A 22,309-nucleotide genomic window follows, 5' to 3' on the forward strand; every position below is an offset into this window, starting at 1 on the left:
CCTCCAGGGCCTCCAGCCTGGCCACCAGCTCGGCCGGGTCGAGGAGGCCGTTGGACAGGCTCGGCGTGGCGAGCAGCAGTGGCGGCAGGGATCCGGCCCGCAGCGCTGTGAAGATCTCCGCGTGGCGGAGCAGCACGAAGCGGTGCAGAGGCGAGACGCTCCGGCGCTCCGGCAGGTGGTCGGCTTCCTCGTACGCCAGGGGAGGGAGCCCGTGCTCACGACGGGCCTGGTTGACGAACGCGGTGCGGTGGGTCTCGTACGTCCGCCCGGGGTCGGCCAGTTCGGCCGCGAAGGCGATCATCCAGTCGCCGTGCTCCCGCCACTCGTCCAGTCGCGGACGCTCCTCGTCGCGCTCGACGAGCGGCGCCAGCGCGATGCGCAGCGACTCCCTGTCCCGCGCGACGAGCCGGACGAAGGCGGACAGGCAGCGTTCGGCTGCCCGCCAGTCGTCGTGCAGGTACATGACGGCGAGCCGGCTCGGAGTGTTCGGTGGCGCGATGGCCGGCACCGGCCGGAGCGGCGCGGGCAGCGGGCGCGGCACGAAGACCTCCTCGATCTCGGTCTCGGTCTCGGGTTCCGGCTCCTCGACGCGCTCGCCGCCAATGGCCGCGGCCAGCCGGTTGTGCAGGTCGGGTGGCAGCGTGCCCGTGCCGCCGCGGAGGGTCTCGGCGCCGAGCGGGGTGAGGCGTCCGGCGTGCCGGACCGCCAGGTGCACGGCCCGTTCCTGCACGGCCCGTGCCCGGTGGCCGAACGCCATGGCCAGGGCGGGGGCCAGCTCGTCGGCCCGGTCGGGCGCCCGCCGCACGGACTCCTCCAGCCAGGCCAGACCTGCGCGCACCAGTCCGCCCTCCGCGCGGAACAGCAGCCCCTCCAGCCCCTCCACCACGTCCGCCGGATCGAGGCCGGTCAGCCGGCGCAGGTGCCCCAGCGACAGCTCGGCCACCGGCCCCGGCGTGGTCGGCAGGAGCCGTAGATAGTCGATGGCGTGCGGCTCGATCTCGGCCGGAGTGGGATCCAGCAGCTCGTGGAGGCGCGCGAAGAACCGCAGGTCGGGGCCCTCGCCGCCGAGCAGGAAGCGGCGCCGGCAGCCATCGAGCAGCAGCGCTCGCGGCACCCGGCCCTCGGCGGCGAGGGTGCGGAGGGCGCCGAGCCAGGAGGTCGTGCCGTCAGGACCCGACCGCTCGTTCCGCAGCGCCCGGCCGACGCCCTCGGCCTCGAAGAGCCTAGGCAGCAGGTGGCCGAGCAGCGGATCGGCCCGCAGCTCGCTCAGCCTGGCATCCCGGGACACCCAGCCGACCACGAGCGGGTCGTGCGCGGGCGGGGTGGTGCCGGTACGGCGGAGCAGAGCGAGCGCCAGCGGCAGGTTCCGGTCGCGAGGGGCGCGGCGGCGCCGGGGACGGAGCCGGCGCACGAGCCGTACGGCCAGGTCGGCCTGCCACGCGGCGGGCCGCGAGGCGATCACCTGAAGCAGCGGCTCGATCTCGCCGGCCATCGGAGCGCCGGCGAGGTCCCAGCGGTCGAACTCCCCGCGGTTGATCCACGTCACCACGGCCGCCGCGCCGCCGATCGTGCCCGCGCCCGCGACCCGCATCGGCTCGGCCCAGCCGTCGCCCCCGGAGCCGCCCTCCTCGTCGTCATCGTCGTACCAGGTCATGGACCACGCCTGCCGGTAGTGATGCTCGGAGATCTCCTCGGCGTCGCGTCGCCGTTGCAGCTCCGCCTGCAGGGTCTGCCGGACCCGGTCGCGTTCCGCCCAGGTCCGCCGCTCCCTATCCTGGAGCACGGTGACGTATCCGGGCAGCTCGCGCGCCACCTCGCGCCGTCCGGCGTCGTCGAGCGCCGTCACTACCTTCACGACCCCGGCCACGTCGCCGAGGTCGACGCGCTCGCGGACCTCGTCCCAGGCGGCCGGCCGGACGTTTTTCGCTTCCATGACGCGGATCTCCAAGATCGTGTGTTCGGTCGGGTGGCGCGATCCTGGCAGGGCCCGCCGACATTTTCGGTGCCGCCGCCGGGGCTCGGCGCTGCGAGCGTGTTGATTCCCGGGCCGCTCGGTCGTCGTGTTCGCAGACAGCAAGGGTCCCCCAGAACTTCCGGGGCGCGCCTGTCGGCTGTCGATTTCGCACATGCCCGTGCGTCGTGGTCGGTGAGGACCGACCCACGCGTCCGTACAACAGGCAGGACAGCTCACATGCCGCAGTACGCGATTCCGATCTACGAGGAAGTCCCCGTCGCGGACATTCCGGCCGACGTCACGGAGGCCGACATGGCCGTCACCGCGAAGATCGAAGCGAGGGTACGAAGGCCGTCGGCATGGCGACGACGATCCGGAAGGGCGGCATGGTGACGGATGGGCCGTTCATCGAGAGCAAGGAGGTGTTCGCCGGGATCTTCCCGGCCGAGGCGAGGGACCTGGACCAGGCGATCGCCATCGGCGAACCGCCCCCCAGCATGGAGGGCGGTGTCGAGATCCGGCCGCTGTACGAGGAGTGAGTGTCTCGAACCCGCCCGTGGGCCTTGCGATCCGGCGGCGCCATCCCCGCTCCCGGCCCTCGCGTCCGCGAGTCCTGTCTCACGACTCGGTGTCCAGGGCGTCGCGGGTGTCCATGAGGGCGAAGCCGAGCAGGTTCAGGCCTCGCCAGGTGGTGGCGGAGGTGGCGCGTTCGTCGTCGGCGGCCAGGCCGATGCCCCAGATCCGGTCGACGGGGCTGGCCTCGACCAGCACGCGGGCCCGGGTGCCGAGCAGGAAGTCCTTCAGCTCGGGGTGCTCGCCGAACTTGGCGATGTTGCCGCGTACCACGATCTCGTAGCGGTGCTCGTTCCAGATCGCCTCGTCGAAGCCGCGGACCTCGCGGCCGAGTTTCTTCGCCTCGCCGGGGTGCTCGGCGGCGAGGATCCGCGCGGCGGTCTCGTCGTCGCCGAACAGCCACGCCTTGTGCGCCATCATGTAGTGCTCGGCGGACCGGAAGAGGTGCCCTTCCGAGGTGAAGCCGATCTCCCACCACTGGCTGAGGCATCCGGAGCCGACCCCGCCGCCGCGCGCCGGCCGGTGGCCCCAGAAGAACAGGTAACGCAATCGCTCACCGTCCCGTTCGGCGGCGATGGCCTCGGCGACCGAGCGGGGAAGTCTGCTGAGATCGGACACCGGTACACCGTGTCATGGTCTGTCGCCGTCCGGCCAGTGGGTAATCGTTCTGGCCGTGACGGCGAGATGACACTGATGACGTCTCAGGAGGCGGGTGGTGGTGCGCTTCCGTTGTGGAACGGGTTCTCGGGCAGACGCTCTGGCGTGACGAGCAACCGGATCACGCCGGCCTTCACCTGCCACGCGTGCCAGACGATCCAGCCGCGTCCGACCCGGTCCGCGGGTAGCGGCTCGAAGGACAGGCCGCCCGTCTCCTCATCCGTCCGAATGAGGCTGAACACCGCGGTCAGCTCGCGCTTGCGCGCCTCGGCCAGCATGTCGTGCACGGAGCGGCCGTCTCTCAGCCGGACCCCGGCGAACATCTCACCCGGGGCCAGGGCCGCGTCGAAATTCGCATACTCCTCTCCCGGCTTCGCCTGGCGCCCCAGCCTGACGTTCACCCCGCCGGCGAAACCGGCGGGGATCCGCATCACCATGACGCAGTGGCTGCTCCGTCCCGGATGGCATCCCCTGGGCGCCGTCTCCACCGAGAGGGCGACACCCCCGAATCGGGGGCCGGAGGGGTCTGGTGTGCCCTGCGGGTCGGGGGCGAGGGAGTCCTTGCCGGTGATGACCATCCCCAGGGTCTCTCCCACCGCGCCCGGCGAGACGGGCACCGGGCGCAGATCGACGTTCAGGCCGACCGCGTGGAACGCCTCGGTGTACCTGTCGTAGTCGGCGAACGGATCCTTGATGCGGGCGACGTACTGGTCACCTTCCCGGTGGATCTCCACCGCGGAGTTGGCGTAGGAGGTGGCCGCGCCACCCCCGTCCTCCAGCAGGCTCGGCCCCACGACGATGCCTGTCGCGAGCACGACCGCGGCGGCCAGGATCGGCACGAGACGGCGGGGGCCGCGCGGGAGGAGACCGGGTCGACGGGCACGTCCCGGCTCCCGGACCGTGATCGAGGTCAGCAGCGCCCGTGCCCCCGCACCGGACGCGTGGTCGTCCGGCTGCCCGGGTTCGATCCGGGACAGCGGCCTCAGCAGCTCACTGATCTCATCGGCGTTCCTCACAGCGACCTCCCCGCCGGAACCATCCGGCTTTTCGTGGTGGACCGGACACCGGCTTCGTCGAGCGCGCGGGAGAAACGCCTGCGGGCACGGTGCAGCCTGATGCGTACGGCGTTGCGTGACAGACCCAGCATCGTGGCGATCTCCTCGCGTCCCAGGCCCTCCCAGGCGACCAGCGAGAGGAGTTCACGGTCGTCATCGGACAGGCTCCCGAACACCTGGGCGATCACGCTCAGCTCGACGCCGCTGTCGGGTGAACTCCCGTAGAGGTCGGCCATCTCGGTGTCGAGCTCGACGCTGCGCTGCCGGTGCCGGGCCGCGCTCCTGCGGTGGCCGGCCAGCACCTTGCGCGCCACGCCGTACAGCCAGAGCCTGGCCTCCGGTCCCGGTGGCAGCTCGCGCACCCGGCGCCAGGCGATGGTGAAGGTCTCCGCCACGACGTCGGCCGCGTCCTGCGGCGAGTCACAGCGGCGTACGGCGTAGGCCGTGATCTGGTGGTATGTCTCCCGGTAGACGGCCTCGAACCTGGCCAGCCAGTCGTCATCCACGGGCGCTTCCCAAGGCAGGTCTCCTTCGCGGGTACGAAAAGTGGACACTCCCTACATGGCGCGGGCGGTCCCATCATTTCGCGCGGATTCCGGAAATCTTCGGCGGGTCTTCCTGCCGTGGCTCACCGTCGCCGACGTCGACAATGGGGCATGCCTTTCACGCTGAGCCATACCGTTGCGATCCTGCCGCTGCGGCGCCGGCTGCCCCCCTCGGCATTGGCGGTAGGTGCGATGGTGCCCGATCTGCCGTACTACCTGCCGTTGCCCTTCTCCTCGAACACCACCCACGGCTGGCCGGGCGGGTTGCTGGTGGCCCTGCCGGTGGGAGTCGCGGTGCTCGTCGTGTTCCACCTGCTGCTCCGCGCGCCGTTGACGGCGCTGGCCCCGCAAGGGTTACGTGACCGGCTACCTGATCGGGCGCCCTCCGGGATCGGGATCGCGGTGCCTGCCGCGCTGCTGACCGGTATCGCCACGCACCTGGTGTGGGACGGGTTCACCCAGGTGGGCGGCTTCGCCGTGGTGCACTGGCCGGCGATGCGCGTCTCGGTCGTCGGAGCGCACCGGGTGTTCAACGTGGTGATGTACGTCAGCTCGCTGGGCGGCCTGGTGGTCCTGGCCGGTTGGTTCGCGCTGTGGTACCGGCGGGCCGCCGTACGGCCGGGACGATGGCCCGGCGTGACGGGACGGGTGCGCGGGTGGGTCCTGGCCGTCGGTATGGGCGCCGCCGGTGCCGGCGCGGCCGTGCTGGGGAGCGGCGACCGTGCCGCGGTGAGTCTGTACGACCTGGTGCGCTGTGTGATTCTGGGCGGGGTCGGTGGGTTCGGCGCGGTGATGATCGGTTACACGGCCGCGTGGCACGTGTGGTCGGTAGTGCGCTCCAAACAGTGGGGTCAGGCCTGAGGGTCCAGGTGCGTCCTGACCGCTTCGAGCACCTGGCTCTTCGACGGGTTCACCATCGCCTCTCCGGCCACGGTCACGGTCGGTACCGTCTCGTTCCCGTCCGCGACCGAGCGGACGAACGCCGCCGCCTCGGGATCTCCCCAGATGTTGACCTCGCTGTAGCGCAGCCGCGTGAAACGCAGGCGCGTACGCAGCCTCATGCAGTACGTGCAGCCGGGCCGCCAGTAGACGACCACGCCCCGGTGGTCGGCGTCCTGGTACGACGTGGCCCGGTCTCGGCGAGGCAGGTTCGTGATGACCAGCACCACGAACGCGATGATGAGGATGAAGGTTGTGGGGGACATGGGAGAAGTATCGCAAGTCCGCCCGTCCGGGCACCCTCACCTCCCGCGGACGGGTGGTGCTCAGCCGATGAGGAGGGGAGCCAGCAGTCGCAGCTGTTCCAGTTGCTGATCGAGTGTCCGGGCAAGGGGTTGCACGGCGACGTGGTCGGCGCCGGCCGTGTGGTGGGCGCGGACACGTTCGGCGACGCTCTCCGCGTCCCCCGTGGGCACGATCGCGTCGACGAGCGCGTCGCTGCCGCCTTCCTCGAAGTCCGCGTCGGAGAAGCCCAGGTCACGCAGGTTGTTCAGATAGTTGGGCAGGGCCAGGTACAGGGCCATGTAGTGGCGCGCGGTGGCACGGGCGCGCTCGGGGTCGGTGTCGACGACCACCGCCTGCTCGGGGGCGAGGACGGGGTCGGGGCCGAGGATCCTTCTGGCCTGGGCGGTGTGTTCGGGGGTGACGAAGTAGGGATGCGCTCCCTGGGCACGGGTCGCGGCCAGTTCCAGCATCTTCGGGCGCAGCGCGGCCAGCAACCTCGGTGCCTCCTCCGCCAGGGGCGCGCTGAAGACAGTGCTGTCCATGGCGTCCAGGTAGGCGCGCATGGCGGACACCGGTCTGCTGTAGTCGTGCCCGCGACTCGTGACCAGCGGGGCGTGGCTCACGCCCAGGCCCAGGACGAAGCGCTCCGGCCACGCGTCGGCCAGGGTTCTGGCCCCGTTGGCGGCGGCGGTCGCGTCTCGTCCGTAGATGTTGGCGATGCCGGTGGCCAGGATCAGGCGCTCGGTGGCGCACAGCAGGACCGCGGCGTTGGCCAGGGCCTCCTTGCTGTTCGGGGTCTCACCGAACCACAGCGTGGAGTAGCCGAGCCGCTCGATCGTGGTGGCCGCGCGCCGCGCCTCGGCCGCGGGCACCGCTGAGATCGACCCCAGCCACACACCTGTGCTGCCGAGGCGCCGCTTGAGCGCGGGCAGATCCACCGGGGGCGGCACCGTACGTTCGGCCATCTTCGCGTACCTTCTTTCCGAGCCCCTGCCGAGATCGGCGGAGGGTCCCCACGTTCGCCTGGCTCGGCGGCCCGGCCTCCGTCACCGGGGCGCAGCAGGTTCTGTACCCGGTCGCGGGTCGGGGAATCGGCTGCCGACCTGCCATGAGCAGGGAAAACCATCCTCTCGGCGACCTCCATGCCGGAGTGGCGCGCGGTCTCGCGCGATTTCCCCGCTCACGTCGCGAGGGCCAGGCGACGCCGGCGGAACCCCCGCACGTCGTTCATGTCGGTGAGAACGCGGTCGAGTCGTGCGGCGCGGGCACGGAGTGGACGCCTCTGGCCATCGACCTTCGGCGGATGAGAGGTCGTACCCGAGGGTCAACCGATCGGTTGAGGTGATTTCAAGCGTGATGGGCGATGTGCCGGACCGCCGCCCACCGGGATTCTCAAGGTATGACGATCATCGAAGTCAGCGGGCTGCGCAAGGCGTACGGGGGCAGACCCGCCGTGGACGGGGTGTCCTTCGCCGTGCAGGAGGGGGAGATCTTCGGGATCCTCGGCCCGAACGGCGCGGGCAAGACGACGACCGTGGAATGCGTCGAGGGACTGCGGGTGCCCGACGCCGGCACGGTCCGGGTCGCCGGTCTCGACCCGGTCTCCGACCACGCACAGGTGACCCGGTTTCTCGGCGCCCAGTTGCAGGAGAGCGAGTTGCAGGCGAAGCTCACCGTGCGAGAGGCGCTGGAGCTCTACAGCGCCTTCTACCCGAGACCGGCCGACTGGCGCTCGCTCGCCGACCGGCTCGGTCTCGCCGACCGGCTGGCCACCCGCTTCGGCAAGCTCTCGGGCGGTCAGAAGCAGCGGCTGTTCATCGCCCTGGCCCTCATCGGCAACCCCAGGGTCGTCGTGCTCGACGAGCTCACCACGGGCCTGGACCCGCGCGCTCGCCGCGACACCTGGAAGCTCATCCAGGAGGTCCGGGACGGAGGGGTGACCGTCCTGCTGGTCACCCACTTCATGGAGGAGGCCCAGCAGTTGTGCGACCGCGTCGCCGTGATCAACGCGGGCAGGGTCGCCGCCCTGGACACCCCGGCGGGACTCATCGGCCGCACCGCGAACTCGACGGTCATCTCGTTCACGCCCTCGCGGCCGCTGGACGACGGCGAGCTGGCCATGCTGCCCGCGGCCACCTCGGTGGAGCGGAAGGGCGACCGGCTGGTCATCAACGGGACCGACGAGACGGTCAACGCGGTGATCTCACTGCTCGCCCGGCAACAGATCACCGCCCGGCAACTGCGCGTTGCCGACGCCACGCTGGACGACGCGTTCCTCGACCTCACGACAGACCTCACGACAGACCTCACGACAGACCTCACGGAACAGGAGGACTGACATGTCCGCATCCACCGCCGTGCTGAAGTCCGAGACCAGGCTCTTCGGCCGCGAGCTCGGCAGCCTGTTCTGGATAATCGTCTTCCCGACCCTGCTGCTGACGATCCTCGGCCTGATCCCGTCCTTCCGGGAGGCCGACCCGGCGCTCGGCGGCCTGCGGGTCATCGATCTGTACGTCCCCGTGGTCGTGCTCCTCGCCATGATCATGGCCGGGCTGCAGGCCATGCCGCCCGTCCTCACCGGCTACCGGGAGCGTGGCATCCTGCGTCGCATGTCGACCACCCCGGTGCGGCCCGTCTCGCTGCTGGGGGCGCAGATCGTGCTGCACGGCGCGGCCGCCCTGGGCGCGGCGGTCGTCGCGATGGCCGTGGGCCGCCTCGCCTTCGACGTGGCGCTCCCCGGGCAGCTCTTCGGTTACGCGCTGGCACTGGTCCTCACCACGCTCGGCGCGCTCGCGATGGGAGCGACGATCGCCGCGTTCTCCCGCACCACGAAGATCTCCGCCGCCCTCGGCTCGGCGGTCTTCTTCCCGGCCATGTTCACCGCGGGCGTCTGGTTTCCGGTCCAGGCGATGCCGGATATCCTGCGGCGCATCGTCGAGTTCACCCCGTTCGGGGCGGCCTCGCAGGCGCTGAACCAGGCGGCGGCGGGTGACTGGCCCGGTTGGTCGCACCTCGGTGTCACGGCACTGTGGACTGTGATCCTGCTCGGTGCCGCGTCACGCTGGTTCCGTTGGGAGTAGCGCAGATAAGGAGGGCCGCGCGGATGGCGGGCGACACGACTGCCGAGAAGTGGGGGAACCAGTTCTTCCGCTGGGGGCCGTACGCTCTGCTCGGTCTCGCCAGCCTGGTCTCGATCGCCTCGGGCGACATGCTGATGACCCGTGACGAGAGGCACGCGGCCTGGGTGCTCGCCGCGGCCGCGCTGGCCCTGCAGCTGTGGTGGAGCGGCACCGGTCCCGGCCTGCCCAAGCACGACATGGTGGGCCGGGTCTACTACGTCGCACGCCTCACGCTCGGCTCCGTGCTCACCTGGCTGAACCCGTTCTTCGCCATCTACGTGGTGATCGGCTACTTCGACGCCGACCGGCTGCTGCCACGCCGCCAGATGTATGCCGGACTGCTCGCCACCGCCGTGACCATGGCCGGTTCGCAGTCCGGCGGTATGCCGCCCGCCGACGGAACGCAGTGGGTCGCCTTCGGCGTGCTCTTCGCGCTCAACGCCTCGCTCACCCTCGTCTTCGGCAGCATCGGGGTCAAGGAGGCCGAGAACGCCAGGGCGAGGGCCGTCACCATCGCAGAGCTGGAGGGTGCCAACACCCGTCTTGAGCAGGCAATGCGGGAGAACGCGGGGCTGCAGGCCCAACTCCTCGTTCAAGCCCGCGAGGCAGGTGTCAACGACGAACGCAGGCGCCTGGCCGCCGAGATCCACGACACCATCGCCCAGGGCCTGGCCGGTATCGTCACCCAACTGCAGGCGGCCGCCGACAGCGCCGACCCCGCGGTCGCCGGCGACCACGTCGGGCGCGCCGCGGCCCTCGCCCGCCACAGCCTGGGAGAGGCCCGCCGCTCGGTCCAGAACCTCGGCCCCGGAGCGCTGGAGCACGACACGCTGCCCGAGGCGCTGAAGAACATCGTCGAGACGTGGTCCGTCTCGACGGGCGTGCGGGCCGAGTTCACCGTCACCGGTACCGTCGAGGCGCTGCACGGTGAGATCGAGGCCACCGTGCTCCGCATCGCCCAGGAGACACTCGCCAACGCCGGTCGGCACGCCCGTGCCACGCGGGTCGGCGTCACCCTTTCGTACATGGAGGACGAGGTGAGCCTGGATGTCCGCGACAACGGCTGTGGCTTCGACCCGCGCGCGCTGCCCCGGCGCGAAACCGCACGCGGCTTCGGCCTCGGCGGCATGCGCGCCCGCGCCGAACGCATCGCGGGGACGGTCGAGATCGAGTCCGAGCCGGGACACGGCACAGCCGTCTCGGCTCGCGTACCGTTGCTGAGCCATGGCTGAGCGGATCATCACCCTGCTGATCGTCGACGATCATCCCGTGGTACGCGACGGGCTGCGCGGCATGTTCGCCGCGTCCGCCGACTTCGAGGTTCTCGGCGAGGCCTCCGACGGAGCCGAAGCGGTCGCGCTCACCGCCCGCCTCGACCCCGACGTGGTCCTGATGGACCTGCGGATGCCCGGCGGCGGCGGAGTCGAGGCGATCGCCGAGCTGACCCGCCGCGGGCTGCGTAGCAGGGTGCTCGTCCTCACCACCTATGACACCGACTCCGACACCCTGCCGGCGATCGAGGCCGGCGCCACCGGCTACCTGCTCAAGGACGCGCCGCGCGACGAGCTCTTCACCGCCGTACGAGCGGCGGCCGAGGGCCGGACGGTGCTGTCACCCGCGGTGGCCTCGCGCCTGGTCTCGCGGATGAGGGCGCCGGGCAACGAAACGCTCAGCGCCAGGGAGCGTGAGGTGCTCGTACTCGTCGCCAGGGGCACCTCGAACCGCGAGATCGCCGCCGTGCTGTTCATCAGCGAGGCGACCGTCAAGACCCATCTCACCCATATCTACGGCAAGCTGGGGGTCAAGGACCGGGCCGCGGCCGTCGCGGTCGCGTACGAACGCGGCATCCTCGGCTGACCGATCGCTCCTTTCCGGACCGTCGTGCACGCGCACATGGTGTTCTCCGGGGCGCGGCCGGGTGATCCGAGTACCGCCCTCCCCGGAGTCACAGTGGCATGACAGGCTGAACGCATGGATGAGTCGACGCTCCGATTGAGCGCTCTCGCTGTGGGCTGGGCCAAGGACGGGCACGGGATCTTGTGGGCAGCGGTGTGTCGCGGATGAGCGAGCCGACGATCTGCTCGGCGAAGGGTTGCCAGGAGGCGGCGGTGTACGCCGTGATCTGGAACAACCCGAAGATTCACCCGCCCGAGCGAGAGAAGATCTGGACGGCCTGTGAGGAGCACCGCCGGTCGCTCGCCGACTTCCTGGACGTGCGCGGATTCCTGCGCAGGGTGGACAGGCTGTAGGCATCGGCTCCGGACGGAGGGGGGGAGAAGCTCGAAACAGCCGTTGCGGAGTCGCTGAGGGGCCACCCGCGGCATCCCTCGAACCGCAGGGCCCGCGCCCTTGCCGGACAAGTCGTTCGACGTCGGACCGGCGATCCTCACGGTTCAGCACTGGACCGATCTGCGTGCCGGGCCATCCGGCCGGGTCCCGCGCGGGTGCTCACTGGTGGCCGGGGCCGGTTACGGTGGGGGGGATGGATGAGAATCGGGCCAGGCGGGTGGTCGACGCGTTGCGTGACCGTGGCATCAACGCTCAACTGGCGAGAGGCGGCTACCAGTTCGGGGTCCGGGTCCTGCTGTCCGGTGGGCGTGAGGCGGACTGGGACACCGACGGTACGGCGGGGCTCGAAGCACTGGTGATGCGGAACGGGATGCTGGTCGGTTTCGTGCCGGTGATCGAGGGGTCCGAGGACTTCGACGAGGCCCAGATCGTCGACGCCATCGCGCGGACCGACTACGATCAGCCCATCGCCAGGCAGCGCGCGGTGGCACCGCCGCCGGCCGAGCCCCTGCCCCGGGTGGGCGGTGTCTTCCGCCGGTTCCTCGACGGCTTCCGCTACCGGTGACGCCGGTTCCTCCCCCAACGGCTCTCGTTCGAGTGTGAATATCTCTGATTTTTCGTGAACAGTCCGGCTGGGCTTTTCCTGAAAGCTGTCAGAATTTCTCGTTCTTTGGTTTTTTTGTTGCTCCGCTACGGGTATTTCGGCCACAGAAGTAGGCCGTCATATGAATGGAGCAAATAATGGCTATAGACGCTATTGCCCGCAAATCGGACCACTGGTTCAAGCTGGTCGACGTCAACGGCGACGGCAGGATCCAGCACAGCGACCTGCAGGCTCTGGCGGACAGGACCCTCAAGCACTTCGGCTACGAGAAGGGATCCGCCAAGGGACGCCGCCTCACGGAGGCGTACGACCGGGCCTGGGTGGCCATGGCCGAGGCCATGGACGCCGACAGGAACGAGGAGATCTCCAAGGAGGAGTTCCGCTCCTACATGGAGAACAACGCCAAGAAGGAGAACGCCGAGAAGCTCCTTCGCCCGGTGACCGATGCCGAGTTCGCGGCGGCCGACATCGACGACGACGGACTCCTGTCCCCATCCGAGTACGCGAAGCTGCTGCAGGCCTGGGGGCTGTCCAGCAGCGAGGCGGAGAAGGGGGCGGGCAATATCGACACCAACCGCGACGGCCGGATCAGCAGCGAGGAATACTACAGGGCCTGCCGCGACTTCTTCGTCGGCGAGCTCACCTCACGTACCGGCCAGGTCTTCGGTCAGGTGAAATAGCCAGGATGGAGGGGGTGGCGGTCGTGCGGTCGGCGACCGCCACCTTTTCACGCGGTCCTTCTCCGGCGAGTGCCGGGCGCGGCGTCACCGGGTGACGGGCAGTGTCTCCACGCGGCGGATCAGCAGATCCGAGCGCCATGGCAGCTCGTCATCCGAGACGGCGAGGCGCATCGGCGGGCACTCCGACAGCGAGGAGATCGCGACCCCTATCAGCATGCGCACCAGGGGCGCCCCCATGCAGTGGTGCGTTCCGTATCCGAAGGACAGGTGCGGGTTGGAACCGCGGTGGAAGTCGAGCTCGCCGGGGTTGGCGAACACCGACGGATCGTGGTTGCCCGAGGGGAGGGCGGGTAGCACCTGCTCTCCCGCGCGCACCAGCGTTCCACCCACCTCCACGTCCTCGGTGGCGTAACGGGCGAAGGTGACGTGCGAGGGGAACGGCGCGTAGCGTATGAGTTCGTCGACGGCCGCCGGGATGAGCCCGGGATCCGCGCGCAGCTCCGCCAGCTTCCCGGGCGAGGTGAGCAGGAGATAGAAGGCGTTCGTCAGCTGTGTCGAGACGTTGTCGATCGCCAGCAGGATGTCGTTGACCAGTTCCTTGATCTCCGCCTCGGCGAGCCCCCCGTCCTCGGCGGGAGCGCCGTCGGGACCCTCCTCGTCCAGGGCGTGGGCGAGGACGCTGACGAGGTCGTCCCTTGGCTCCGCGCGCCGGGCGGCGATGAGCCGGTCGGTGTAGCGGGAGATCTCCTCGACCCTGGCCTCCACGACGTCGGCGGCCAGTGTGGTGCCGGCGAACCCCTCGAACCAGTTAAGGAAGATCGCGAGGTCCTGCTTGGGGATCCCGATCAGCGGACACAGCACCTCCACGACCAGTGGCTTGATGTAGTCGCCGACCAGATCGTACGGGGGAGGCGTGTCGGCGAGCCCGGCCATGAGCGTAAGGGAACGCTGCTCGGCGATCGATCGGAGCAGGTGGATCCGCTCGGTGTTGAATCTGAGCCCGCTCGCCAGCACCCGGCGCAGCCGGGTCTGCTGCGGCGGGTCGGTGTTGAGGATGCTGTCCTGGAGCGGCAGGACGGTGAGGCGCGCCTCGTCGCCGCCGGTGGGGGGCGTCCGGACGAAACGGCGGTCGCGCAGCACCGAACGCATGTCGTGGTAGCGGGTCACCAGCCAGGCGTCGTCCCCGTAGGGCGGGCGGACCCTGGTCAGCCCCGGCCGCTCGCGGCACCGCGTGTATTCGGAGTCGACGTCGAGACGGATGGGCTTACCGAAAGGGTAGTCGACGGGCTCGGGAATGATGTCCACGGTCTCTCCGGTGAATGACTCGGTTCGCTGGCTTGGGTTCAAGTCCGGAATCGGCCACCGCGCCGGACCTCGGCGTCGCCGTTGACGCCCATCAGCCTGAGTCGGTTATCCGTTTTGTGGGCAATGGTGCCGACAGTCGTTTGGTTCACCATCCGCGGAGGCGGTCCGGCTTCCGTAGCGGGATTACCCGTGAAGCGGGAAAGGCAAAACCAAGAAAGACGGATCCGATTTTCGGTGCCCTTTGTCGATAAATGGTTTTATGGCGAAAGGGTGGTGTACCGGTACCGACGTTCGTGGAAGTGTTGACCCGAATGGGTGGGAAACCGATATTCGAGGTCGTCGACTGTGTCGGCCCCCGCTGCTACTGTTTCGCTCGGCCGGGGAATTAATTCGATCGGCAATTTAAGATTATTGGTGCCGGTTCGGGAGGTTTCTCATTTCTGGTCTGGATGGTGAGGACTCCGAACTCCGGGTGGACGCGGGAAACGTCAGAACGGCTCCCTCGGAGATCGAGTCAACCTACAACGAGCTCGCCGCGCTGGTGGGCGAGACGGCGGGACCCGACCGGCACTACGGCTTCTGGGCGGGGCCCGACGACGACACCACGATCTCCGAGGCCACGGAGCGGATGACCGACTTCGTGCTGGCCCGGCTGGACGTGGGCCCCGGCTCGCAGGTGCTGGACGTGGGCTGCGGCAACGGCCGTCCGGCGGTGCGCCTGGCCCGGACGTTCGGGGCGCGGGTCGTCGCGATCGACATCGACCGGCAGGCACTGCGCAACGGGGCGGAGCACGCCGCGGCGCACGGGATGGCGGAGATGGTGGACTTCCGGCGCGTCGACGCGCTGGACCTGCCGTTCGCCGCCGCCTCGTTCGACGCGGTGCTGGCCTTCGAGGTCACCCCGCACTTCGACATCGCCGATCTCTACCGGAACATCGCCAGGGTCCTGCGCCCGCAGGGGCGCCTGGTGGTCGAGACGCCCTACCTGCGGGTTCCGATGACGGAGGAGATTCGCGGGCGCATCGGCCCCTATCTGGCCATGCTGAACGCCGTGTCGCTCGACGCGCCCGAGGACCACCTGTCGGCGGCGCGGGAGGCGGGGATGGCGATCACCGAACTCGTCGACATCACGGAGAACGTGCGCGATTCCTTCCCTCGGCTGGTAGGGGCGCTCCGGGAGCGGTTTGAGACCAGGGCCGGCACCGAGCGGCTGCTCGACACCTTCGCGGCCTGGGCGGACGCCACCGAGGTCGGTGGAGTGGTCATGACCTTCAACAGGATGGAGCACTGACATGGCGGACATGACAGTCATCGGAACCGGCGTGATCGGTTCCGCGGTGGTGCGGGCCTGCGCCGACTCCGGCCTTGAGGTCTCGGTCTGGAACCGCACGCCCGAACGGTCGGAGAGGCTCGCGGGAAGGAACGTCCACATCCACGAGAAGGCGGCCGCCGCGATCGAGGACTCCCCGATCGTGCTGTTCTGCCTGCTCAACTACGAGGTCACCCACCGGGTCCTGGACGGGGCCGCGGCCGATCTCTCCGGCAGGCTCGTCGTGCAGAACGCCAGCGGCGTCCCCGACGACGTCACCCCGCTGCGAGCGCGGGTCGAGGCCGCGGGAGGCAGGTACCTGGAGGCGGCGATCCTCAACTACCCGGACGCCATCGGCACCGAGGACTGCTTCACCGTCTACGGCGGGGCGGCCGAGGACTTCAAGGAACTGGCGGGCGTGACCGAGGCGCTCTCCGGCAAGCAGGTGCGTCTGGGCTCCGATCCCGGTTACGCGAAGGCCTACCACGTCGTGTCCAGCGCCTTCTACTACGCGTTCGTCAACGGCTTCCTGGAATGCTCGGCCATCGCGGAGAGCCTGGGCGTCCCCCTCAACGACTTCGCCGAATCCGTGCCGCTCTACGACCCCGGTTTCCAGAACACGATCGGCGTCGGTCTCGGTCTCATCGCGCGCCGTGACTACACCTTCGAGCAGGCTCCGCTGACCTCGCACCTGGACGTCCTCGACAACCTGACCGGCATCGCGGAGCGGGCCGGGATCGACCAGTCCTACCTGGGTGTGATGCGTGAGCGCGTGCAGAGGGCGATGGACCAGGGCTACCGGCGCGAGCACGTGGCGGTGCTCACCGAACAGTTCCGCAGCCGCCGAGCGGCCGTCCATAACCGCTGAGGGGAAGCATGCACGGGTTTGAACCGGCCGGCGGCGCGGCCGGTGCCGGCCGCCGCTGCGAGGGGTGGGCAGAGGCGGGTGCCGACCATCTCTTCGACAGATGGGCCGAGGTCGCGCCCGATCGTGACGCTCTCGTCCATCCGGGCGGGCGGATGACGTACGCGGAGCTGCGCGAGCACGCCACGGTCCTGGCCGGTGAGCTCGTGGCGGCGGGGGTGCGGGCGGGCGACACGGTGGGGGTGCTGATGGAGCGCTCCTTCCTGCTGCCCGCTGCGGTCCTGGCCATCTGGAAGGCCGGTGGCGCCTACGTGCCCCTGCCGCCGTCGCACCCGGTGGGACGGAACGAGCTGGTGCTGTCCGACACGGGCGCCCGGATCGTCGTCGCCGACCGGGACCCGGAGGAACTGCTGCCGGGACACGGCCTGCGCTCGGTACGGCCGGACCTCGAAAGGCCGGATCCCGCCACGGGATCGGCGAAGGGAGGCGCCGCACCGGCGACCCGGGCCGACAGCCTCGCCTACGTGCTCTACACCTCCGGATCGACCGGTACCCCCAAGGGCGTGCTGGTGGACCACGGCGGCGTGACCAACCTGGCGGAGGGGCTGCGGCTGCTCTTCGGCGACCTCGAAGGGGCCCGCGTCCTGCAGTTCGCGCCGGTCACGTTCGACGCCTGGGTCTGGGAGTTCGCGATGAGCCTGCTCAACGGCGCGACCCTGTGCGTCCCCGGGGCCGGGGTGCCGCTGTACGGCCGCGAGCTGAGCCGCGTCCTGTGCGAGCTGGACATCACCCACCTGTCCGGCGCTCCGTCGCTGCTGGCCACCCTGCCCGAGGACGTCCCGGTACCGGTCACCACCCTCACCTCGGGCGGCGAGGCGCTGCCGGAGTTCCTGGTGGAGCGGTGGGCGTCCAGGGTGCGCCTGTTCAACGCCTACGGCCCGACGGAGGCCACCGTGTCCGCGACGGCGGGGCGCTGCCGGCCGGGGGCGGGCAGGCCGTCCGTCGGACGCCCGCTGGCCGGGGTCGAGGTCCACATCCTCGACGCGGCGGGTGACCCGGTCGCGGAGGGGGAGACCGGCGAACTGTGCGTCGGAGGGCGCGGTGTGGCGCGGGGATACCTGAAGCGGCCCGACCTGACCCGCGAGAGGTTCGTCCCCGACAGGTTCGCGAGGCGCCCGGGCGCGCGCCTGTACCGTACCGGCGACCTCGCCCGGCGGCTGCCCGGGGGAGAGATCGACTTCGTGGGGCGGATCGACGAGCAGCTCAACATCCGGGGGTACCGGATCGAACCCGGCGAGGTCGAGGCGGCCCTGATGCGTCACCCGCGCGTCACCGGAGCGGCGGTGACCACCACCGGTGAGGAGACCGGAACCGCCAGGCTCACCGCGTACGCGCAGCTCTCGCGGGGGCCGGGGGTTCCCGCCGGCGAGTTGCGCGAGCTGCTCGCCGGTCAGCTCCCCCCGTACATGATCCCGTCGCTCTTCGTGACGCTGGACCGGCTCCCGCTGACCTCCCACGGCAAGGTCGACCGCGCGGCGCTGCCGAGCCCGGCGGGCGGCCGGCCGCGGCACGGCCACGCGGTGTCCTCGCGCCCGGGAGAGCGGGAGGTGGCCGAGATGGTGGGGCTGCTCCTGGGACTCGACGAGGTCGGCGCGGAGGAGAACTTCTTCGAGCTGGGCGGGACCTCGGTCGACCTCATCACCCTCCAGGCCGACATTCACGAACGCCGGGGGGTCCTGCTCCCCGTCGCCGACCTCATCGCGGCCCCCGACGTGCGGTCGCTCGCGGCACTTCTCGACACGCGCGCCGGGGATCGTGACCGGTCCGGGCGAGACCTCGCGACGGCCGCGGCGAGCAGGAGGAACCTGCTCGCCGGAAGCCGGTCACTGGAGGAACGCCGCTGGAAAGGACGACAGAGTTGAAACCGACGAACGCGGACGGCGCCGACATCGCGGGTGTCGGCGTCTCGGGCGCCGACATCGCGGTCGTCGGCATCGCCTGCCGCTTTCCCGGCGCGCGCGACGTCGCCGAATACTGGCGCCTCATCGCCGAGGGCCGCCGGGGCATCTCCGAGCTCACCCCGGACGAGCTGCGGGAGGGCGGGGCGAGCGAGGCGCGCCTCGCCGATCCCGAGCTCGTTCCCGCCGGTGGCATCCTCTGGGACGCCGACCGGTTCGACGCCTCCTTCTTCGGCTACTCGGCGCGCGAGGCGGCCCTCATGGACCCGCAGCAACGCATGTTCCTCGAAGCCGCCTGGCATGCCCTGGACGACACCGGCCACGCGCCCGACCACTTCCCCGGCACCATCGGCGTCTACGCGGGGCAGACCCTCGGCACGCACCGGGACAGGGACCGCGGGGCCTTTCTCGGCACCTCCGCGGACCTCCTGGCGGCCGCCGACGACAAGGACTTCCTCTCCACCCGGGCCTCCTACAAGCTCGGCCTGACCGGGCCGAGCATCACCGTGCAGGCCGCCTGCTCCACCTCGCTCGTCGCGATCCACCTCGCCTGCCGGGCGCTCATCACCCACGACTGTGACATGGCCCTGGCCGGCGGGGTCTCCTGGACGCCGCTGCGCAGGCAGGGCTACCTGCACCAGGAGGGCGGCGTCTGGTCCGCCGACGGCCATGTCCGGTCCTTCGACCGGGACGCGTCGGGGTTCGTCCCCGCGGACGGCCTCGGGATCGTGGTGCTGCGCAGGCTCGGGGACGCCCTGGCCGACGGCGACCGCGTCTACGCGGTGGTCACCGGAAGCGCGGTCACCAACGACGGTTCGGACAAGCTCAGCTACGCGGCACCCGGCGTCCGCGGCCAGCAGGCCGCGGTGGAGGCCGCGCTCGCGGTCTCCGGCGTCGACCCGGACACCGTCGCCTACGTCGAGGCCCACGGAACGGCCACGGCGCTCGGAGACGCGGTGGAGGTCACCGCGCTGACCCGGGCCTACCGGGCGGCGGGGGCGACCGGGCGTGGATACTGCCGGCTGGGCTCGGTGAAATCGAACATCGGGCACACCGACGCGGCAGCCGGAGTGGCCGGTTTCATCAAGGCCGCGCTGATGGTCCAGCACGGCCGGATCCCGCCCAGCCCCGTCGTCTCACCGCACCCCAACCCTGAGATCGACTTCGAGACGAGCCCGTTCCGCCTCGCGGCGGCGGCGGAGGACTGGCCGCTCACGGATGTCCCCCGCCGGGCGGCCGTCAGCTCCTTCGGTATCGGCGGCACCAACGCCCACGTGATCCTTGAGGAGCCGCCGCCGCGCCCGCCCACCGCCCCGGCCCCTCCGTGGCAGCTCGTCGCGCTGTCCGCGCGTGACGAGACGGCCCTCGCCGAGATGGCCGGAGCCTGCGCGGACGCCCTCGGTGACGTCTCCGATCCCGAGTTCGCCGACCTCGCCCGTACCCTCGCGGTCGGCCGCCGCCATCTCCCCTTCCGCCATGCCGGAGTCTTCCGCGACCGCTCCCACGCCGTGGCGGAGCTGCGCGGGCGCGCGACCGGCGGAACCGCCTCCGCCGTCCGTGCGGGCAACGCCGAAGTGGTGTTCATGTTCCCCGGTGGCGGAACGCGGTATCCCGGGATGGGGCGCGAGCTCTACCACGAGGAGCCGGTCTTCCGCGCGGCCGTGGACGAGTGCCTGGACCTGCTGCCGGACCGCTCCGCCGCCGGGCGGTTGGGTGCCCTGTGGGCGGACGGGCCCGGCGCGATGCCGGTCGCCGTCCCGGACGGGGAGAGCGACCCCTCCCTGGAACTGCCCGCCGTGTTCGTCATGGAGATCGCGCTCGCCCGGCTCCTCATGTCCCAAGGGGTGATCCCCTCCCTGCTGATGGGGCACAGCCTCGGTGAGTACGCGGCGGCCTGCGTCGCGGGCGTCATGTCGCTGCGCGACGCCCTCGCCGTCGTGTCCAAACGCGGCGAGCTGCTGGCCTCGCTGCACGACGGGGCGATGCTGGCGGTTCCGGCCTCCGAGCGGGAGGTCGAGCCCTTCCTCGGAGAGGGAGTGTGCCTGTCGGTGGTCAACGGCCCGGCGTCCTGCGTGCTCGCCGGTCCCGCCGCCTACATCGCCGAGGTCAGGGAACTGCTGGACCGGCGCGGGATCACCGGCCGCCTCCTGCCGCTCGGCACCGCCGCGCATTCGGCCCTGGTCGACCCCGTACTCGGGGAGTTTCGCGGCTTTCTCGCCGGGATCGCGCTGCGTGCCCCCTCGATGCGCCTGATCTCAGCTGTGACGGGGACCGACGACGCCGACTTCGCCGACCCCGAGTACTGGGTGACCCATCTGCGGGCGACGGTCAGGTTCGACGCCGCACTCGACCACGTCCTGGCCGACGGGCCGAAGATCCTCGTCGAGGTGGGTCCAGGCACGACGCTGAGCACGCCGGTCCGGGTACGGGCGGGCACGGACTCCGTGGTCGTCAACGTCACCCGCCACCCGATGGAGGAGCGGGCCGACAGGGAGGTCCTGCTCCGCGCGCTGGGCCGGTTGTGGGAGGCGGGCGCCGAGGTCGACCTGCCCTCGCTCTGGCCGGAACGACGGCTCCGGCTGCCCGCGGTGCCCTACCCCTTCGCGCCCACCGTCACCCGCCCGCCGGACCCGGTGCGCGCCACAGAGCCCGCCGCCTTTTCCGGTGCGGAACGCTCACCCGACGGCCTGTACGGGGTCACCTGGAGGAGGGCCGTGGAGGTGCCGGCGGATCCGGGGCCGGCGGCGCGGGAGCACCGCTGGATCCTGCTCTCCGACTCCTCGCCCCTCGCCGAGGCGATCATCGTGAAGCTGGCGGAGTACGGGGCCACCACGGTCGTCGTCACCCCGGGACGCGCGTTCCAGCGCGCGGCCCCGGACCGGATCACGATCGACCCCGGGTGCGGGGAGGACTACGAAAGGCTCCTGAAGACGGTGGAGGCCGACGCGGCCGGACCGCTGCGGATCGTCTGCCTCTGGGGAACGCCGCCGCTCTCGCGGACCTGCCCGCCGCTGGGCCACGTCGTCGGCCTGGCCCGTGCCCTGAGCGGCCGGCCGCGGGCCGATCTCTCCCTGGTCACCAGGGGGGCCCTGGAGATCACCGGAGGCGAGCGGCTCGACCCGCGCGCGGCCCTCACGATCGGAGCCGCGGGGCCGCTCCGCCACGAGCTGGCCGACGCGCGCATCCGGCTCGTGGATCTGGATCCCGGTGACGGAAAGGAGCACGGAACCCGGGCCACGGAGCTCCTCGCCGAGCTCTGCCGCCCTTCCCGCGAGGATCCGGGCGGGGATCCGGGCGAGGACCCGATCGGCCTGCGGGCCGGACACCGCTGGCTGCGCCACTTCGAGCCGCTGCGGGTGACACCGGGAACGGGCCCCCGGATACGCCGGGGCGGAACCTACGTGATCACCGGGGGGACGAGCGGGATCGGGCTGCGGCTGGCCGGGCACCTCGCGGACACGTACTCGGCACGGCTCGTCCTGATCGGGCGCGGAGCATCCGGGGAGTTCCCGCCGCACGGGCCCGGAAGCCGGGAGGGCGAGGCGGTGACGGCTCTCCTCGCGGGCCGGGGAGACGAGGTCCTGGTGCGCGGCGCGGACGTCGCCGACGCCCGGCGCCTCGGGGAGGTTCTCGGCGAGACGCGGTCGCGGTTCGGCGAGATCCACGGAGTGATCCACGCCGCCGGTGTGCCGGGGGGCGGCATGGCGGAGTTCCTGACCGAGGACGACGTCGCCACCGCGTTGCGGGCCAAGACCGAGGGGACCTCCACCCTGGTCTCCGTCCTGCGGGAGGTCGGCGCGCTTCCCGACTTCGTCGCGCTGTTCTCCTCGCTGGCCTCGTTCTCCGGGGTTCCCGGGCTCACCTGCTACGGGGCGGCCAACGCCTTCCTCGACACGTTCGCCCTCTGCGCGCGGCGTGACGGCCTGCCGGTGCTGTCGATCAACTGGGACCGCTGGAACGGGGTGGGAATGGCCCGTGACATGGAACGGCGCCACCGTGAGCTCACCGGTGAGGGGCTGAGCGGCGGGTTGAGCCCCGAGGAGGGAGTCGAGGCCTTCGAGAGGTGCCTGGCGGCCCTTCCCCTGGGACAGGTGGTCGTCTCCGCCCAGCCGCCGGGGAGCGCGGGGCAGGCAGCGCGGCGCCCCGCCGTGCCCGCCGCCCGGTCACGACCT

Annotated in this window: 20 protein-coding genes; 13 read left to right on the forward strand and 7 right to left on the reverse strand. The window is 71.0% G+C overall.

Going from position 1 to position 22,309, the window contains the following annotated elements; all coding sequences use genetic code 11:
• The coding region (locus ABZ260_RS21025) for a DUF6493 family protein (RefSeq protein ID WP_355620062.1) at positions 1-1,933 on the reverse strand (1,933 nt) is incomplete at its 3' end.
• A 380-nt stretch (positions 1,934-2,313) separates the two neighbouring features.
• Here ABZ260_RS21025 and ABZ260_RS21030 point away from each other — a divergent pair.
• On the forward strand, positions 2,314-2,493 hold the full coding sequence (locus tag ABZ260_RS21030; protein WP_355620065.1) for a YciI family protein: 180 nt from the start codon (positions 2,314-2,316) through the stop codon (positions 2,491-2,493).
• Between the two features lie 79 nt (positions 2,494-2,572).
• On the opposite strand, the gene ABZ260_RS21035 is transcribed toward ABZ260_RS21030, so the two are convergent.
• From ABZ260_RS21035 to ABZ260_RS21045, 3 genes are all read right to left on the reverse strand, one after another.
• Entirely contained in the window at positions 2,573-3,145 is a 573-nt protein-coding gene (locus tag ABZ260_RS21035) for an NADAR family protein (protein ID WP_355620068.1), read from the reverse strand.
• 83 nt (positions 3,146-3,228) lie between these two features.
• Entirely contained in the window at positions 3,229-4,200 is a 972-nt protein-coding gene (locus ABZ260_RS21040) for a hypothetical protein (protein WP_355620071.1), read from the reverse strand.
• Entirely contained in the window at positions 4,197-4,745 is a 549-nt protein-coding gene (locus ABZ260_RS21045) for an RNA polymerase sigma factor (protein WP_355620074.1), read from the reverse strand. The genes ABZ260_RS21040 and ABZ260_RS21045 overlap by 4 nt, the downstream gene beginning before the upstream one ends.
• A gap of 150 nt (positions 4,746-4,895) precedes the next feature.
• Here ABZ260_RS21045 and ABZ260_RS21050 point away from each other — a divergent pair, with 150 nt between their 5' ends.
• The gene (locus ABZ260_RS21050) at positions 4,896-5,645 is read left to right on the forward strand and encodes a DUF4184 family protein (RefSeq protein WP_355620077.1); all 750 of its coding nucleotides are present in this window, start codon (positions 4,896-4,898) and stop codon (positions 5,643-5,645) included.
• Here ABZ260_RS21050 and ABZ260_RS21055 read toward each other — a convergent pair.
• Together ABZ260_RS21055 and ABZ260_RS21060 are read right to left on the reverse strand one after the other, a co-directional pair.
• Positions 5,636-5,989, reverse strand: a complete 354-nt coding sequence (locus ABZ260_RS21055) for a glutaredoxin domain-containing protein (protein ID WP_355620080.1) — start codon at positions 5,987-5,989, stop codon at positions 5,636-5,638. The two genes, ABZ260_RS21050 and ABZ260_RS21055, sit on opposite strands and share 10 nt — an antisense overlap.
• 60 nt (positions 5,990-6,049) lie before the next feature.
• Positions 6,050-6,973, reverse strand: a complete 924-nt coding sequence (locus ABZ260_RS21060) for a TIGR03620 family F420-dependent LLM class oxidoreductase (RefSeq protein WP_355620083.1) — start codon at positions 6,971-6,973, stop codon at positions 6,050-6,052.
• 434 nt (positions 6,974-7,407) lie between these two features.
• Between ABZ260_RS21060 and ABZ260_RS21065 the strand changes: the two genes are divergently transcribed.
• From ABZ260_RS21065 to ABZ260_RS21095, 7 genes are all read left to right on the forward strand, one after another.
• Positions 7,408-8,346, forward strand: coding sequence for an ABC transporter ATP-binding protein (locus ABZ260_RS21065; RefSeq protein WP_355620086.1), 939 nt, complete (start codon positions 7,408-7,410; stop codon positions 8,344-8,346).
• A gap of 1 nt (position 8,347) precedes the next feature.
• Complete coding sequence (locus tag ABZ260_RS21070) at positions 8,348-9,088, forward strand: ABC transporter permease (RefSeq protein WP_355620089.1); 741 nt, start codon at positions 8,348-8,350, stop codon at positions 9,086-9,088.
• A gap of 23 nt (positions 9,089-9,111) precedes the next feature.
• Complete coding sequence (locus tag ABZ260_RS21075; RefSeq protein ID WP_355620093.1) at positions 9,112-10,359, forward strand: sensor histidine kinase; 1,248 nt, start codon at positions 9,112-9,114, stop codon at positions 10,357-10,359.
• Entirely contained in the window at positions 10,352-10,984 is a 633-nt protein-coding gene (locus tag ABZ260_RS21080; RefSeq protein ID WP_355620096.1) for a response regulator transcription factor, read from the forward strand. The genes ABZ260_RS21075 and ABZ260_RS21080 overlap by 8 nt, the downstream gene beginning before the upstream one ends.
• Positions 10,985-11,187: 203 nt before the next feature.
• Complete coding sequence (locus tag ABZ260_RS21085) at positions 11,188-11,376, forward strand: hypothetical protein (protein ID WP_355620099.1); 189 nt, start codon at positions 11,188-11,190, stop codon at positions 11,374-11,376.
• A 233-nt stretch (positions 11,377-11,609) separates the two neighbouring features.
• On the forward strand, positions 11,610-11,981 hold the full coding sequence (locus tag ABZ260_RS21090; protein ID WP_355620102.1) for a hypothetical protein: 372 nt from the start codon (positions 11,610-11,612) through the stop codon (positions 11,979-11,981).
• A gap of 176 nt (positions 11,982-12,157) precedes the next feature.
• Positions 12,158-12,700 carry a hypothetical protein gene (locus ABZ260_RS21095; protein ID WP_355620105.1) on the forward strand — a complete coding sequence of 181 codons (543 nt, stop codon included), beginning with the start codon at positions 12,158-12,160 and terminating at the stop codon, positions 12,698-12,700.
• An 84-nt stretch (positions 12,701-12,784) separates the two neighbouring features.
• On the opposite strand, the gene ABZ260_RS21100 is transcribed toward ABZ260_RS21095, so the two are convergent.
• Positions 12,785-14,005, reverse strand: coding sequence for a cytochrome P450 (locus ABZ260_RS21100; protein ID WP_355620108.1), 1,221 nt, complete (start codon positions 14,003-14,005; stop codon positions 12,785-12,787).
• A 472-nt stretch (positions 14,006-14,477) separates the two neighbouring features.
• On the opposite strand from ABZ260_RS21100, the gene ABZ260_RS21105 reads away from it, so the two are divergent.
• From ABZ260_RS21105 to ABZ260_RS21120, 4 genes are all read left to right on the forward strand, one after another.
• A complete protein-coding gene (locus ABZ260_RS21105; RefSeq protein WP_355620111.1) occupies positions 14,478-15,296 on the forward strand; it encodes a methyltransferase domain-containing protein in 819 nt (272 codons plus the stop codon).
• 1 nt (position 15,297) lies between these two features.
• Positions 15,298-16,182, forward strand: a complete 885-nt coding sequence (locus tag ABZ260_RS21110) for an NAD(P)-binding domain-containing protein (RefSeq protein ID WP_355620114.1) — start codon at positions 15,298-15,300, stop codon at positions 16,180-16,182.
• A gap of 8 nt (positions 16,183-16,190) precedes the next feature.
• Positions 16,191-18,101 (forward strand): non-ribosomal peptide synthetase, encoded by a 1,911-nt coding sequence (locus ABZ260_RS21115; RefSeq protein WP_355620117.1) that lies wholly within the window; start codon positions 16,191-16,193, stop codon positions 18,099-18,101.
• Positions 18,098-22,309, forward strand: a 4,212-nt coding sequence (locus ABZ260_RS21120) for a type I polyketide synthase (protein ID WP_355620120.1), incomplete at its 3' end; no start/stop codon positions are given. The genes ABZ260_RS21115 and ABZ260_RS21120, both read left to right, overlap by 4 nt.

It is taken from the genome of Streptosporangium sp. NPDC006013 (assembly GCF_040614275.1).
In the GTDB taxonomy this organism is placed as follows: domain Bacteria; phylum Actinomycetota; class Actinomycetes; order Streptosporangiales; family Streptosporangiaceae; genus Streptosporangium.